Below are 14,646 nucleotides of genomic sequence, written 5' to 3' on the forward strand. Positions count from 1 at the left end.
GTTTCAGAACCCCACATCCAGCACCACATTGTCCAGGTAGGTTCCGGCGGGCGGTGTGGTCTGGTCGGTGTAGATTTTCGCGTTGTAGTTGAAGATCTGGCTGCCGGTACCCAGCCCGTTGCCGGGGTTGACCTCGGCATCGCTGCTGGCCCGACGAGCCGCGCCGACACTGCCCCAACGGGTGGTGCCGGCACTCTTGAAGATGTCGTAGGCCAGATAGTTGCTGCCGGAAATCATCCGCCGTCGTCCGCCAACGCTCAGCGCATTCTGCCCGTCGTTCAGCCCCACGGTGTAGGCACTGCCCTTGGTGCAGGCGAGGTTGATGGTCTGCCCGGTCACCGGGGTAAACGCGCTGACCACCGGTGCGCTGCCGAAAGCGATGTTCGGCGCGGTGATGGTGCAATCGTTGGACACCGTCAGGTTGACCGTCAGTGTCGTGGTACCGCTGTTGATGTCGCGGCCCAGGCAAAGCCCGCCGACACCGATGCCCGAACAATAATTCCAGTTCCAGAAAATGCTCAGTGTCTCGGTATACACCCCGGCCGCCACGTTGCTGCCGATGGTGGTACCGAAGTAGAGCGGAACGGTTTTCGGCACCGTACCGCCCAACAATCCCAAGGCATCGATGATGCCGTTGCGGGCGAAGTCATAGGCGGTGCCACGCGTCAGCGGGTAACTGGTGCTGTTGTTGGCGTAGATCGTGTAACCGATCACGTCGCCGGAGGGCCCGAGCAAACCGCTCTGGGTCGAGGTGACGGTGGCCCAGAAATGATCATTGTTGGTCAACAGCGACAGCAGCGAACCGGTGCAACTCAAGCCTCCGTTCAGGGTAGAACTGGGTTGCGAGGTGGTGCGCACGGCGATTGAGCTGATGTTGCCGAACCCGGCCGGCGTGGTGGTCACCACCGAACACAGCGCCTGCGCCAGCCCCGGCAGCAGCAACAACAGCCACAGAGCAAGCCGCGCCCGGATCATTGGCACACCAACGGGCCGATCAGCGGCACTTCATCCTGCTGCAGATCGACGCTGAATTGCGCCTGGCAGGTCTTGCCGTCCGCGAGAGTCACCCGCAGCGAATTCTGCGCCTGGAGGTTTTCCAGGTAGACCAGTCCGTCCCAGCCGACCACCGTCCGCGTGCCGCTCTGTTCGTGCAGCACGCCACTGCCCAGCGGCAACTCCTTTTGCTGCGCATCCACCAGCACGATGCTCGCGGCAATCACCCGGCTCAGCGGAAACTCCAGCAGATAGCCGCTGCCCCGGCGCACGGCAACGCGCTGTTCGACATTCGGGCTGCGCACGTTGGCCGGCAGGTTCAACGGATCGATTTCGTACTTGCCGCGGTAATAGGCACTGCTCCACGGCACCAGCAAATGGCCGTTGCGGTCAGTCTGGCCGACCTGCTGGTTCTCGTAACGCACCGGAATGTCCGCGTAGCCGTCGGTGCTGACCACCACGAACGCATCGTCGATGCGGTTGGCGGCGAACACTTGATCGTCCATCCACACCAGCGAGCCGCTGGCATCGGCCCAACGGGTTTCCGCGTCGGACGTGCCATAGACGCCCGCCTGCAATTGCACCGATTGCAGACGCCAGGTCACGTCAGCCTGACGGTAATCGGCGCCGTCGCCCTTGGCGTAGCCGAGATTGAAGCCCACCCCGCCCTCGGACGGCACGGCGCGGCTGTAGTTGACCCGCTGCTGCGTCTGCCCGGTCTTGCTGCGTTCGCTGCTGATGGCCAGACTGCCGCGCAGGTCGAACGGGATCACCAGTTGCGCCTGCACCGCCCAGTTGCTGTCGCCGATTTCGCGGTTGGCCGACAGGTAGAAACTGCTGTTGCGCCACAGCGGTTTGCTCCAGCTCAGATTGAGCAACCGCGTGCGGGTTTCGTCTGCCGCGCGAATATCGAAATAACCGACGCCGAGACTGCCCCAGCGTTCAAGGTTGAGGCTCAGGGTCGCCTGCTCGCTGCGCTTGCTGAGTGTGGTGTAAGGGCTGTCGACCACGGTCAGGTCGGCATAGCGATCGCGGCGTTGCAGACGCTGATAGGAAAAGCTGTAGCGCTGGCCGCTGTATTGATAACCGAGGCTCAGTTGCTGACCGCCGTCGCCGTCGAAACGGCTCTGACTGATCGCACTGTTGAGCACTCCGAAATTGCCCAGCCGCAAGTTACCGCCCAGTCCCCCAAGGGTCAGGGAATCCGCCGCCTCGGCGTGACTCTCCAGAGTAAACGTGTCGCTGACGCCGTAGCGCAGACTGCCCGAGGTCACGCCCGGTCCGTAGCTGAAGTCCTTCAGGCCATAATCCCGGCGCAACGTACCGGCGGCCACCGAAAAATCGCTCAGCCCCTTTTGTAACAGGCTGCTGGTGACGTAGAACGGCACCGTGGTCGACACCTGCCGGCCCAGCGCATCAGTGGTCACCACCACCGCCTCGCCCGCGCCGTTGATGAACGGAATGTTGGTCAGGGTGTACGGCCCCGGTTGCAGGTCGGTGCTGCTGGACTTGTAGCCGTTGATAAAAAGATCCACCGAGGACGGCACCGCCGCTTCCCCGGCGAACTGCGGCAGCGGATAGGTCACCAGATCCGGACGCACCGCAAAATCCCTTGAGAACTGCACACCGCCCAGCCGTACCGAACTGCTCCAGGGCAAGGCGCCGCTGACCACGTCCCCGGCCTCGTAGGTCAGCATCCGTTCATCATCGGAGTAGCGCCAGGTGGTGTCGTAACGCAGATAGCCGTTGTCCAGCGTGCTGACCGCATCCCCCGACAACGTACGGCGATATTGCCCGGTGTTCGACAACGTGCCCCAACTGTCGAACAGCCGCACCTCGTTCCACGCCGCCAGATAAGTGCCGGCGTCGTCGGTGTCATTGAGGTAGAGGTCATAGTTGAACAAAGCGCCGAAACTGCTCAGCGCCGGGGTGCGCGGATAAACCTCGCGGTTGCCGATGAACTGCTCCGGCAGCCAGTCCGGTGGCACGTCGAGCAGCAAGCGCTGGCTGACGCTGTCGTAATCGCTGTGCAGGCCCGGCAGGCCGTCGAGATCGACTTCGGCACCGGCCTCTGCCGGCAGCTTCATGCCGGTGTCGCGCAATACGCTGGCCGGCAGGAACAGGCGCCCGCCGCGTTGCTCCACCGCCACTACATGGCCGGTATTCATCTGGTTGACCACCAGTTCCAGAAACAACTGTGCATCACTCACGGCCTCCATGCCGCTGGGAGGCGGCGGCAGTTCACCGGCCCCGGATGGATGAATGAACATCAGGCACCACGCGCCGGTCATGAGCCACAACGGACGCTGAATACGGCGAGCCCATCCTGGACTCATTAGCGTGTTACGTCCGTCAATGGACTGATTCCTCCTGAAACCGCTGGCGCCGAAGCCTGATCACTTCGACATGACTCGCTATGGCTATCGCGCCGGCGGAATGCTCTGCACCTTGGCCGCGCCATTGATCCGTCCCGCCAGCTCTCCCGCCACCGGCCCCGGTGCCGGCCAGCGCATCACCGCGCCGGGCAACACGTAACCGAGCAGGCCCTCGGCCAACGGTTTGCTTTGACCACCCTGCTTGATGGCGACATCAGTCAGCCGCGCATGAACTGCGCCCTGATTGCGCACTTCCACATAAGGACGGCCCTCCACCGCCACCGTGCGCCAGCTCAATTGCGGCAGTCCGATACCCTTGGGGTCACGCTGGCGGGCGCTGTCCTCCTTGCTCCACAAACCCGCGCCATAGGCGAACAGCGGTACCGAGTAGCGCATCTGGAAGCGGATCGCCGCAGCGGTCTTGCCGTCTTCGGCGACGGGCGGCTGAGCCGAGGGGATTTCATCGATGATGATCCGATACGCCAGCTCCTGGCCTGGCGGCACGTCCTTGGTACGGGTCAGGCGCACCAGTTGCTTCTGTCCCGGCTCGATCTTCGCCACCGGCGGGCTGCCGATCACCTCCCGCTGATTGCGGTACTGCTCTTCGAAACCGCTCTGGCTCCAGCCGAACACGCGGATCTGCAGGTTGGCGGTTTCCGTGCCGCGATTTTCCAGCCACAGCGCACTGGCCTGCTGATCGGCCTCCAATACCGGGTCGATCGGCCAGATCAGCACCGAACTGGCAGCCTGGGCCTTGAGCGTCCCGAACATGGCCAGCGCCAGCACGGCGCAACACGCGAACGAATAGCGTGACGTGAAAAACCCCATAAACCTGCTCCTTGTCATTTCACATCACCACGACAGCTGCACCTGCAACACATCGCTGTATGTCCCCCCGGGTTGATTGCCCGGTAATTGCACCTGCCCGTAGATCGGCAGACTGATGTTGTTCGCATCGCTGTAGGCCACCGCCACACTCTGGCCGATGCCCAGGCTCTGGCTGTAAGCCGCATCGCGAAACAGCGCATAGGCCACCTTGGCACTGCCTCCGCTGATCTGCATGCGTCGCCCGCCGCTGTTGTACTGGCCGCCATCGACCGTCATGTTCAGCGCCACCCCCGGCGTGCATTGCAGCGTGACACCGCCGGTCAACGCTACCTGCACCGTGCCGGTAGCCAGCGCCGACCGCGAACCGAAATTCAAGCCGCCATAGTTCGATACGCCCCCCACCACCAGACAGCCCGGTGTCACCGTGGCACTGACCTGAAAACTCTGACTGGTGACCGCCGCCAACGGCAGCGGCAAGCTGCCCGCACACAGCAGCAACAGCCCCGCACAGCCATGCCGGCCCATGGCGCTAAAACGTCAGTTCAACGGAAATCGTGTCGGTGTACGTGCCCGCCGGCAGCCCGGCCTTGCCGACCGCCTGACCGTAGATGTTCACGGTCTGCGCCACACCAGTGCTGGCCGCGAGGTTGATCACCCCGTCGATGGCCAGCAATTGCGAGTGCCCGGCGTCGGTGTACAGGTCATACGGCACGTAATTGGCCACTCCGTCATACAACGCGCGAGTGCCGCCCGGCGAGAGTCCGTCATGGGCGCCCGCCCGGACCTTGACCGTCGGCGTGGTGCCAGCCGAGCACAGGATCGACAGCGCCCCGCCCCCGCCGCCCAGCACCTGTCCGGTCGCCGTGGTGAACAGGCTGTTGGCGGTGCCAAAGTTCAACGCACCGAAGTTCAGCCCGGTAGAACCGCCGGAACCGTTGACCTGGCAACTGCTGATCAGGGTCAGGCTGGAAGTGATCTGGCCGGTGACCGTGGTGGCGGCATTAACGCTGGAAGCGAGCGTCAGGCCGAGCAACGACAAAGCTATCCTTGATGCAATCGTACGCATGGTGTCCGTCCTCTACGGGGTTACCAGTCGAGCGTCACCGTCAGGGTGTCGGTATAGACACCGGCCGGTACCGCACGGGTGTTCGCCACCACCGAGCCAAATACCGGAATGGGTATCTGTGCGCCGCTGGTGACAGCGAAATTGTGTTGTTGACCAATGCTGTAGCTCTGGCTGCCGGAGGCATCGAGAAACAGCTGATAGGGAAGTGTCTGGCGCCCGTTGCTCAGGCGGCGTGTGGTGCCGTCGCCATGGGTGCCGCCGTCGATGGTCACGGTGAACCCGGTGACCGAAGGGTTGCAGGCGACATTCAGCCGGCCGCTGCCCGCTTCGCTGAGGCTGGCCTTGATCGGTGCATTCCAGGTCGGGCCCTGCTGGCCGAAATCGAGTGAGCCCAGCCCGTCTACCGGGCCGGCGGGGCTGGAGGCGTTGGTCACTTCGCAGCCAGCGATCAACGTCAGCCGCGCGACGATCTGCCCACTGATTGCCGCTGGCGCGACCTCGGTGAACATCAGCAGCGTGGCTATGGCGATTACCCGCCCGTGTTTGTCCATCATTGAGCGCCTACTCCTTCAGGATCACTCGAACATTGCGCTCATCACTGAACGCCCTTCCCTGCGCCACCCGGATCCAGCGGATGGCTGAAAAAACGCCGCGATCACCAGGTGACCGTCACCTTCACCAGATCCGAATACCGGCTGACCCAAGGCACTTCTGCCATCCGTTCGATCCGCCCGTATAGCGGCAAGTCCACCGTGCCGCTGTCCGGCACCCGGCCACTGACCGGCACATCCACCACCAGCGGCACCCGCCGCGCAGGGTCCTGATACAGGCGATAGGGAATCGGCTTGCTGCCGGCCTCTCCCGCCATATAACGCACCTCGCCGACGCCACCGTGCAGGCCGCCATCGACACGCAACTGGTACGGGGTGTCCGGGTTGCATTCCAGACGCGGCAGGCGCGAATTCGTCAGCGCCGCTCCGAGTGGCCCGTCCCGGTCGCCGAGCCGCGCCGTGGTGCCGAAGTCGAGTACGCCCAGTTGTTCGATACCGGCTTCACGTTGCTGGCCAATCAACTGGCAACCGCGCTGCACATCGACCCGCACCTCGACCTGAAGATCGGCGGCGTGGACCGGTACCGCGAGCCCGCTCAGCAATGCCCAGACCATCCCTGCTTTCACCGCCCGCTCCCTGATCGCGACGGCGTATCTGCCGTTACAGTGTTTCAGGTTAGCAACGGACACCGATTGCGCCAGTCGATTGGATCCAGTCACCCGCCGGGAATTGTTTCGAAAGGTTGGCAACAGGTCGATTCATAATGTTGAAAAAACCTGTACACACCGCAGATTACTGTCTGGAAAAACGATAAAGCGCAGTGGAAGCAAAACTACCCGTCTGGTTACACTACGCCGCCGCGCTCGCGGGGAGCCGGCCCGATGATGACGGAGTGATTGCAGTGCCCGCCCGACCGCCCGAACGTTCGCGTCTGACCCATCGCTGGTCAGCCTTGCGCCGCCTCCTCGGCAAACGCTCCAGTACCGCTGCGGGCCAGTGCGCTGCCAGCGCGCAATCGGTCCGCGACTACTTCCGGCAAAAGGCCCACGGCCAGGGCTACACCCTCAGCCACAGCCAGCAGCGAGTCATCGACTGCATGGCGCAGCAGGCCGGCCTGTTGTTCGGCACCCCTGCGCAAACCCCGCCCAGCCTGTATCTGCACGGGGCGGTCGGGCGCGGCAAAAGCTGGCTGCTGGACGGATTCTTCGAGGCGTTGCCGATTGCGCAAAAGCGCCGTCTGCACTTCCATGGGTTCTTCGCCCAGTTGCACCAAGGCATGTTCGAGCATCGTGACTGCGACGATGCCTTGGCCGTTACCCTCGATGCGCTGCTGCTGGACTGTCGGGTGCTGTGTTTCGATGAATTTCATGTGCATGACATCGGCGATGCAATGCTCATCACCCGCTTGTTCAAGGCGCTGTTCAAGCGCGGGATCCTGCTGTTGGTGACTTCCAACTACCCGCCCGAAGGCTTGCTGCCCAACCCGCTGTACCACGCGCGGTTCAAACCGGTGATCGACCTGATCAACGCGCGGATGCAGGTCATGGAAGTCGGCGGCCCGCACGATTACCGCAGCCAGGCGCGTCGGCATGCGCATCAGGTGTTCACCCAAGGCTATTACGTCTGGCCGGCCACCCCGGCGCAGCGCCAGGCTTTGAAGCTGCCGCCACTCGGCACCACGCCGTTGCCATTGGCAGTCGGCAGCCGCCATTTGCAGGCGCGGCTGTGCGAAGACCGGCGTGTCGGGTTTACCTTCAACGACCTCTGCGAACAGCCCACCGCCGTGATGGACTATCTGGAACTGTGCCGGCGCTTCGACCACTGGATCATCGATGAACTGCCGGAGTTGGGCGAGTGTTCGATCGCCGCCCAGCAACGCTTCATCAATCTGATCGACGTGCTCTACGACCAGGACAAACACCTGACCCTGCTCGGCCAGCTCCCGTTGCGTGAAAGCCTCGGCGGCCAGGCGATCGATCTGGCCCGCACCCGCAGCAGGCTCGGGCAATTGCGCGAAGTGCACGAACCGGGCTGATTTGCCGTTATCATGCCGCCCATTTCCGGCGCTCGGGCGCCTTCCAGATAGCGATCCTTTTCATGCACACCCTTGCACAACTGCGCGCCGGCGAACTGTCGGGCATCACCCGGCTCGACCTGGCTGAAGGCCTGACTGAATTTCCGCCGGAGATTTTCAACCTGGCCGACACGCTGGAAGTGCTCAACCTCAGCGGCAATGCCCTGAGCAGCTTGCCGGACGACTTGCACCGCCTGACACGCCTGCGCGTGCTGTTCTGCTCGGACAATCAGTTCACCCGGTTGCCGGCGTGCCTGGGCCAGTGTCAGGCGCTGACGATGATCGGTTTCAAGGCCAACCGGATCACCCAGGTGCCCGGCGCGGCGCTGCCGCCGCAGTTGCGCTGGCTGATCCTGACCGACAACGCCATCGAAACCCTGCCCACCGAACTGGGCGAGCGTCCGCTGTTGCAAAAGCTCATGCTCGCCGGCAATCGCCTGCGCACGCTGCCGCCGTCACTGAGCCAGTGCCATCGGCTGGAACTGATCCGTATTGCCGCCAACCAGTTGACCGAGCTGCCGCAATGGCTGCTGACCTTGCCGAGCCTGACCTGGCTGGCCTACGCCGGCAATCCGCTGGAAACCGAAGCCGATGCCGACGCGCTCAACAACGCGCCCCTGATCGACTGGTCGGCGCTGCAGCTGGAGCAACGGCTGGGCGAAGGCGCTTCCGGGGTGATTTACCGGGCGCAGTGGCAGCCTGTGAATCAGCCGGCCACGCCCGTGGCGGTCAAGTTGTACAAGGGTGAGATGACCAGCGACGGCTCGCCGCTGCATGAAATGAACGCGTGCATCACCGCCGGGATGCACCCGAACCTGATCCGCGTCGAAGGCCGCATCGACCAGCATCCCGATGGTCAGCAAGGCCTGGTGATGCAACTGATCGATTCGAGTTACCGCAACCTGGCCGGACTGCCGAGCCTGGCGTCCTGTTCACGGGATGTGTATGCCGATGATTGCCGTTTCAGTGCCGACGTCGCCCTGCGTATTGCCCGGGGCATTGCCTCGGTCGCCGGGCATCTGCACCGTCACGGCATCACCCATGGCGATCTCTACGGACACAACATTCTGTTGAACGATCAGGGCGATTGTCTGCTGGGGGATTTTGGCGCGGCATCATTCCATGCCACGGCGGACACGCCTGAAACCCGTGCACTGCAGCGCCTCGAAGTGCGGGCGTTCGGGATTTTGCTGGGGGAACTGCTGGCACGCATCGACTCGGGGTTGAGCGATGAACAACGTCAGGCGCTGGAGGCCCTGGAACAGCAGTGCTGTCAGCCGGACGTGCTGGCACGGCCGGGGTTCGGCGAGATCGTTGAGGTGCTGCAACAGTAATGACCGCTGCGCGATCAATCGCGAGCAGGCTCGCTGCCACAATCGACTTGTATCACCCCTGTAAAGGGTCACTGATCAAATGTGGGAGCGAGCCTGCTCGCGATTGCAGCGTTACTGACTCGAAAAATCAGCCGGCCAGACCGACGAACATGTCCTGCACATCGTCATGGTTGTCCAGGCCTTCGAGGAACGCCTCGACTTCAGCCATCTGCTCGTCGCTCAGGCCGCTGACCGGGTTCTTCGGCTGGTAGCCGAGTTTGGCCGACAGCACGGTGAAGCCTTGTTCCGGCAGGGCTTTCTGCACGGCATCGAGGTCAGTCGGATCGGTCAGGAACAGGGTCGCACCCTCTTCGCCCGCTTCGAAATCCTGCGCGCCGGCTTCGATCGCGGCCATTTCCGGATCGGCGTCCGGGGTGTCCGGAGACGCTTCGATCATGCCGACATGGTTGAAGTCCCAGGCAACGGAACCGGAAGCACCCAGTTGCCCCTTGCGGAAAGCCACGCGGATTTCCGCCACAGTGCGGTTGATATTGTCGGTCACGCACTCGACGATCAGCGGCACCTGATGCGGTGCGAAGCCTTCGTAGGTAACGCGATGGTATTGCACGGTTTCGCCCAGCAGCCCAGCACCCTTCTTGATGGCACGGTCCAGGGTTTCCTTGGGCATCGAGGCTTTCTTGGCCTGTTCGACCACCAGACGCAGGTGTGCGTTGGTGGCGGTATCGGCACCGTTACGCGCAGCAATGGTGATTTCCTTCACCAGTTTGCCGAAGATCTTGCCCTTGGCGTTGGCTGCCGCTTCTTTGTGTTTAACCTTCCACTGTGCGCCCATTACTCACTCTCTTGATCTGTGGCGCCGAGACATCTATTGGCCGACGCATGGCGGCAAGTTTATACGGCCTAAAGTCGGCAATCGACCAAAAAATCCGCTGCGTATCGACATCTTCTACACGCCTTGTAGGGCGATTCTGAAAAACCGGTTTGCCATGTCCAATCAACGTCGCGTTTTCGTACCCTCTGTCGCCCGTATTGCCAGAACAGAGCCTGCCCGAATGCTCAATGACAAGGAAAGTCCGTTTTCACTGACCCTGGCCGAAGGCGGGATAAGCCTGCCGGTGCTGCGCTTCAGCGGTCATGAAGCGCTGAATCAGCCTTATCGGTTTGAAATCGAGGTCATGGGCCTGGCGCCCGCCTGGTCACCCGGCAAGCTGCTGCATCAGGCGGCGTTTCTGCACCTGGATGAGGATCACGGCATTCACGGCGTCATTCAAAGTGCCAGCTGCGAACATCGCGCAACGCACCGGATCGCCTACCAACTGGTGCTGATGCCGCATCTGCAAGCGCTGGAGCAACATCCCGTACGCCGGGTCTTCACGCAACTGAGCGTGCCGGCCATCCTTGAGCAACTGTTGATCGAACATCACCTGCCCGCCCACAGCTACCGGATCGAGATGACCGTCGGCCACTATCCGCCGCGTCCGTTCTGCATTCAGTACGACGAAACCGATTTGGCCCTGTTGCAACGGCTTTGCGAAGAGGAAGGCATTCACTACCACTTCGAACATCAGCCGGACGGCCATGTGGTGGTGTTCGCCGATGACAGCCTGAGCCTGCCACAGCAACTGACGGCGATTCCTTTCAACACCCAGCTCGATGCGCCAACCAGCGGCCTCAGCAGCCTGTTCCAGCGGCATGAGGCGGTACTGCCTCCGATGCCTGCCGGCGTACGAGAGCGAGGGCGACCGATCAAGGGTCAGGAGGCCGCCAATCACACGCTGGGCAGTGCCGTCGCCCCACAGGAGTCTCTGCCAACTGCGCAACGTCACGCCACCCAGCGCAGTCGCCGTCTGCTCGAGCGCCAACGCTGCCGGTCGCGCTCGATTCAGGGCCGCAGCGATTGTCTGCGCCTGCTCAGCGGGCGCCTGTTGCAAGTCACGGAGCACCCGGTAAACGCCTTCAACGAGCAGTGGCTGATCACCGAGTTGCGTCATCAAGGCCAGCAACCTTCGATTCTCGACCCAGTGCCGACGGTTCGCCGCTATCACAACGACTTCACGGCGCTGCCCTGGTCGACCCCGTTTCGCCCGCCGCCGAAACAACCGCGTCCGCGCATTCCGGGGTATCACCCGGCGCAATTGCTCGGTGCGCCGGGGCAACCGGCGCAGGTGAACGATCAGGGACGCATGGCCGTCCGGTTATGGCCGGAGCATTCACGTAACGGTGCAAGCGAAGGGCTGTGGCTGCCGTTGGTCATGCCCCATGCCGACGCCTGCGTGCCTCGGGAAAATCTTCCCTGCGCCGGCAGCGAAGTCTGGGTCAGTTTTCTCGACAGCGATCCCGACCGACCGATCCTCTGCCTCGACGCCTGCCGGCCCCAACCGGCACAACCGAGAGAAACTGAGCCCGACGAGGACCTGTTGCTCGACTGGCTGCTCAACCGCTCCACCCCGCCGCGCTGACGCTCACGCCTTGTCGGCCTTGCCCGCCGCCGCCGCGAATTTCGCCAGACGCACGTCAAGGTGCCGGGGTCGCCGACCGTGATCCTCGGCGCGCTCCTTGCGGCGAATGGCGTTGCGCACCATCAGCGAGCCGAGGTAGCGGATCGGCTCCGGCGGAAAGTAACCCAGCGGCCCGTTGACCAGCGGCGAGCGTGTCCATGGGTTGTCGAGGCCCTGCACCAGCGAAGCGAGGATCTGCCCGCCCATGTGGCACGGCCCGACGCCGCTGCCGGAATAACCGAAACCGTAGAACACATTCCCGCTGGCACTCATCCGGCCGAAGAACGGCAGGCCGGTGACCGAGCGATCCGAGGGGCCGTTCCAGGTTGCGTCGACTTTCACATCGGCAAAGGCCGGGAAGAAGTCGTCGAGGCTGCGCTTGAGCAAACCGGTATAGGGCGAGGGCTGGTCGAACACCGGCAACATCCGCCCGCCGTAAGCGAAGGTATTGCCGCCCTTGCCGAGCATGATCCGGCCGTCCGGGGTGTTGTGGTAGTAGTGCACGAAAATCCGCGAATCGAGCACGGTCACGCCGCTGATCAAACCGATTTCCTGCAACAGATCCGGCCGCGGTTCGGTGATCAGCATGTCGCTGGAGACGATCGCCACACTGCGCTCGAACTGCGGGAACGCGCGGGCCATCCACGCGTTCATCGCCAATACCACACGGTCGGCGGTCACCCGGCCGCTCGCCGTGTGAAGGCGCGCCGGACGGCCCTCCTCCAAACCGGTCATCGCTGTGCCTTCATGAATCCGCACGCCCAGCTGCAACGCCACCTGGCGCAAGCCGCGCACCAGTTTGCCCGGCTGCACGCTGGCGGCGGCCGGCGAGAACCAGCCTTCCAGGTGTTTTGCCGATCCGGCCATGCGCTGTACATCAGCGACCGGCCGCTTGGTAAACGAGTTGATGCCGTTGCGCTCCAGCGCCGCAATCACCGCATCGGTCGAGCCGCATTGCGCGCGGTTGGTCGCGGTGTAAAGCGTGCCGTCGAGGCGGTAATCGGCGTCGATGCCGTACTGCTCGCAGAACTCGCCGATGGCGTGGATGCTGCGCTCGGATTCCTTGACCAGCCGCACCGCCTCTTCGACGCCGAACAGTCGTTCCAGAGTGAAGTACTTCGCCGACCACGACAGCGCACAGCCGCCGTTGCGCCCACTGGCGCCGGCGCCGCAAATGTCGGCTTCGATCAGCAACACATCGAGTTCGGGGTTCTGCTGCTTGAGCATGATCGCCGTCCACAACCCGGTGTAACCGCCGCCGACGATGCACACGTCGGTGCGCACATCGCCTTGCAGCGGCGGGCAAGGTTCGGACGTGTCGAGCTGCAAAGCCTGGTCCAGCCAAAACGGTCTCATGAAAATTCTCCAGTCAGTCGGCCACGGCACAGCCTGCCGCGAATGCCGCAGCAGGCCGCGAGGTGAGGGTTTTCAGTTACGCAGGGGTTTGATGGTCAGGGCGCGGTTGGGCACGTAGGCACGTGGTTCCATGACGCCGACCGGGCGGCTGTTCCAGTGCGGAATCAGCACCAGCGCCGAAAACAGCGCGCAACCGGCGAACACGATGAACACCGTCACCGAGTCGAAGTAACCCGGCAGCAAACCACCGAGCACAGCACCGACCGAGCCGCAGCCGTTGACGAATCCCGCCGCCGTGGCGCCGGCCTTGGCCTTGCCGAAATCGATGGCGGCCGCGCCGCTGATCATCGAATCCGGGCCGTACAGGGTCAGGCCCATCACAAACAACAATGCGACCACCAGCATCACGCTGCCGGTGTGCAAGGCGCCCATGAACAGCGCGAGGGTCACGGTCAGCGCCAGCAGACTCAACACGCAGGCCGGCATGCGTCGGGCGCCGAACAGTTTGTCCGAGGCCAGGCCGATCATGATCGGCCCCAGCAGCCCGGCCAGTTCAAACGCGGTGGGAATTATCGCCGCGCCGACCTTGCCGACCGAGGGCATCTGTTCGAACACGATCACCGGGCCCCACAGCAGAATCGCGTAACGCGCCGGTTTCAGCAGGAAATACGCCAGACCCAGCACCAGCACCGTACGGTTGCGCAGGATTTCCTTGAGCGGCTCCCAGACGCTGAGTTTACTGTTGGCTTCGGCCTCTTCGGCGCTGATCACCGGCTCCGGCTCCACGGCGGGCAGGCCGACGTCTTCCGGTTTGTCGCGCTGAAAGATGAAGAACAACACCGCCACCACCGCGACCACCGCCGCGCTGGAAATGAACGCCGCGTGCCACGAACCAATCAGCGTGTAGGCCCACCAACCGGCGAACGGCGAGGCCACCAGACCGCCGAATGCATAGCAGGAACTCCACAACCCGAGCACGCGCCCGCGCTGTTCGGAAGGGAAGAAACTGCCGAGGTTCTTGCACAACCCCGACCAGCCGGTGGACTGCGCCAGCCCCTGAATCAGCATGCAGGTGGCGAAGATCGGCAAGGTCGCGAAACTGCCCATCACCAGCGCCGCCGCAGCGGAAATCAGCAAACCGCCGAGTACCACGACCCGTGGGCCGAAGCGGTCGGCGAGCATGCCCCAGGTGAACTGGCCGATGGCGTAGGCCGCCAGGTAAATCGCGTCGAGGTTGGCCATGGCCATTTTGTCGAGGGTGAAGCTGGGGTCTTCGGCGATGCCCAGTTTGGCCACCGAAAAGGCTTTGCGGGTGAAATAGAACGCGGCGTAAGCGAGCCAGGTGACAGCGAAGATCTGCATGCGCCAACGCGCAAGGGTGCCGATGTGCTTGTTCATTGTGGTTCTGACCTCAGGGTGTGAGTGTGCCGGCAGAATCGATGAGTAAACGCCTGTGTTTTTATTGTTGAGCACTGCGATATCACCCCGTCCCTTTGGCGACACCGGTCAGATGAGTCCTGGTTTTGCACGCACAGGCTCATGGCCAGCATCGCTGCCCGACCGGGCAGTCA

13 protein-coding genes are annotated in these 14,646 nt (G+C 63.3%); 3 read left to right on the top strand and 10 right to left on the bottom strand.

The window, feature by feature from the left end:
• Positions 1-3: 3 nt before the first annotated feature.
• From PDR5_RS18410 to PDR5_RS18440, 7 genes are all read right to left on the bottom strand, one after another.
• Positions 4-975 (bottom strand): Csu type fimbrial protein, encoded by a 972-nt coding sequence (locus tag PDR5_RS18410; RefSeq protein WP_064597809.1) that lies wholly within the window; start codon positions 973-975, stop codon positions 4-6.
• Positions 972-3,329 carry a fimbria/pilus outer membrane usher protein gene (locus PDR5_RS18415; RefSeq protein ID WP_064597812.1) on the bottom strand — a complete coding sequence of 786 codons (2,358 nt, stop codon included), beginning with the start codon at positions 3,327-3,329 and terminating at the stop codon, positions 972-974. The genes PDR5_RS18410 and PDR5_RS18415 overlap by 4 nt, the downstream gene beginning before the upstream one ends.
• Positions 3,330-3,413: 84 nt before the next feature.
• The gene (locus PDR5_RS18420) at positions 3,414-4,196 is read right to left on the bottom strand and encodes a fimbrial biogenesis chaperone (protein ID WP_064597814.1); all 783 of its coding nucleotides are present in this window, start codon (positions 4,194-4,196) and stop codon (positions 3,414-3,416) included.
• A gap of 24 nt (positions 4,197-4,220) precedes the next feature.
• A complete protein-coding gene (locus PDR5_RS18425) occupies positions 4,221-4,721 on the bottom strand; it encodes a Csu type fimbrial protein (protein WP_064597816.1) in 501 nt (166 codons plus the stop codon).
• 4 nt (positions 4,722-4,725) lie between these two features.
• Positions 4,726-5,262 (bottom strand): Csu type fimbrial protein, encoded by a 537-nt coding sequence (locus PDR5_RS18430; protein WP_064597818.1) that lies wholly within the window; start codon positions 5,260-5,262, stop codon positions 4,726-4,728.
• 20 nt (positions 5,263-5,282) lie between these two features.
• Entirely contained in the window at positions 5,283-5,816 is a 534-nt protein-coding gene (locus PDR5_RS18435; RefSeq protein ID WP_064597820.1) for a Csu type fimbrial protein, read from the bottom strand.
• 101 nt (positions 5,817-5,917) lie between these two features.
• On the bottom strand, positions 5,918-6,427 hold the full coding sequence (locus PDR5_RS18440; RefSeq protein ID WP_064597822.1) for a Csu type fimbrial protein: 510 nt from the start codon (positions 6,425-6,427) through the stop codon (positions 5,918-5,920).
• A gap of 287 nt (positions 6,428-6,714) precedes the next feature.
• On the opposite strand from PDR5_RS18440, the gene zapE reads away from it, so the two are divergent.
• Together zapE and PDR5_RS18450 are read left to right on the top strand one after the other, a co-directional pair.
• Entirely contained in the window at positions 6,715-7,848 is a 1,134-nt protein-coding gene (gene zapE, locus PDR5_RS18445; protein WP_064597824.1) for a cell division protein ZapE, read from the top strand.
• 62 nt (positions 7,849-7,910) lie between these two features.
• Entirely contained in the window at positions 7,911-9,221 is a 1,311-nt protein-coding gene (locus PDR5_RS18450; RefSeq protein ID WP_064597826.1) for a leucine-rich repeat-containing protein kinase family protein, read from the top strand.
• Between the two features lie 127 nt (positions 9,222-9,348).
• Here PDR5_RS18450 and PDR5_RS18455 read toward each other — a convergent pair whose 3' ends face one another.
• Positions 9,349-10,053: a YebC/PmpR family DNA-binding transcriptional regulator gene (locus PDR5_RS18455; protein WP_011335021.1), complete on the bottom strand. Its 705-nt coding sequence runs from the start codon at positions 10,051-10,053 to the stop codon at positions 9,349-9,351.
• A 220-nt stretch (positions 10,054-10,273) separates the two neighbouring features.
• On the opposite strand from PDR5_RS18455, the gene PDR5_RS18460 reads away from it, so the two are divergent.
• Positions 10,274-11,680, top strand: coding sequence for a type VI secretion system Vgr family protein (locus tag PDR5_RS18460; RefSeq protein WP_064597828.1), 1,407 nt, complete (start codon positions 10,274-10,276; stop codon positions 11,678-11,680).
• 3 nt (positions 11,681-11,683) lie between these two features.
• Here the strand turns inward: PDR5_RS18460 and PDR5_RS18465 are convergent, their stop codons facing one another.
• Positions 11,684-13,081 carry an FAD-dependent oxidoreductase gene (locus PDR5_RS18465; protein ID WP_172829540.1) on the bottom strand — a complete coding sequence of 466 codons (1,398 nt, stop codon included), beginning with the start codon at positions 13,079-13,081 and terminating at the stop codon, positions 11,684-11,686.
• Positions 13,082-13,147: 66 nt separating this feature from the next.
• A complete protein-coding gene (locus PDR5_RS18470; RefSeq protein ID WP_064597832.1) occupies positions 13,148-14,473 on the bottom strand; it encodes an MFS transporter in 1,326 nt (441 codons plus the stop codon).
• Positions 14,474-14,646 lie beyond the last annotated feature (173 nt).

The sequence above is a fragment of the Pseudomonas sp. DR 5-09 genome, from assembly GCF_001655595.1.
GTDB lineage: Bacteria > Pseudomonadota > Gammaproteobacteria > Pseudomonadales > Pseudomonadaceae > Aquipseudomonas > Aquipseudomonas pharyngis.

Bases quoted from the DNA above. Each gene is read 5' to 3' on its own strand.
- PDR5_RS18410 (WP_064597809.1), bottom strand. From the start codon at position 975: ATGATCCGGGCGCGGCTTGCTCTGTGGCTGTTGTTGCTGCTGCCGGGG.
- PDR5_RS18455 (WP_011335021.1), bottom strand. From the start codon at position 10,053: ATGGGCGCACAGTGGAAGGTTAAACACAAAGAAGCGGCAGCCAACGCC.
- PDR5_RS18430 (WP_064597818.1), bottom strand. From the start codon at position 5,262: ATGCGTACGATTGCATCAAGGATAGCTTTGTCGTTGCTCGGCCTGACG.
- PDR5_RS18415 (WP_064597812.1), bottom strand. From the start codon at position 3,329: ATGAGTCCAGGATGGGCTCGCCGTATTCAGCGTCCGTTGTGGCTCATG.
- PDR5_RS18435 (WP_064597820.1), bottom strand. From the start codon at position 5,816: ATGATGGACAAACACGGGCGGGTAATCGCCATAGCCACGCTGCTGATG.
- PDR5_RS18425 (WP_064597816.1), bottom strand. From the start codon at position 4,721: ATGGGCCGGCATGGCTGTGCGGGGCTGTTGCTGCTGTGTGCGGGCAGC.
- PDR5_RS18420 (WP_064597814.1), bottom strand. From the start codon at position 4,196: ATGGGGTTTTTCACGTCACGCTATTCGTTCGCGTGTTGCGCCGTGCTG.
- PDR5_RS18470 (WP_064597832.1), bottom strand. From the start codon at position 14,473: ATGAACAAGCACATCGGCACCCTTGCGCGTTGGCGCATGCAGATCTTC.
- PDR5_RS18450 (WP_064597826.1), top strand. From the start codon at position 7,911: ATGCACACCCTTGCACAACTGCGCGCCGGCGAACTGTCGGGCATCACC.
- PDR5_RS18440 (WP_064597822.1), bottom strand. From the start codon at position 6,427: ATGGTCTGGGCATTGCTGAGCGGGCTCGCGGTACCGGTCCACGCCGCC.
- PDR5_RS18460 (WP_064597828.1), top strand. From the start codon at position 10,274: ATGCTCAATGACAAGGAAAGTCCGTTTTCACTGACCCTGGCCGAAGGC.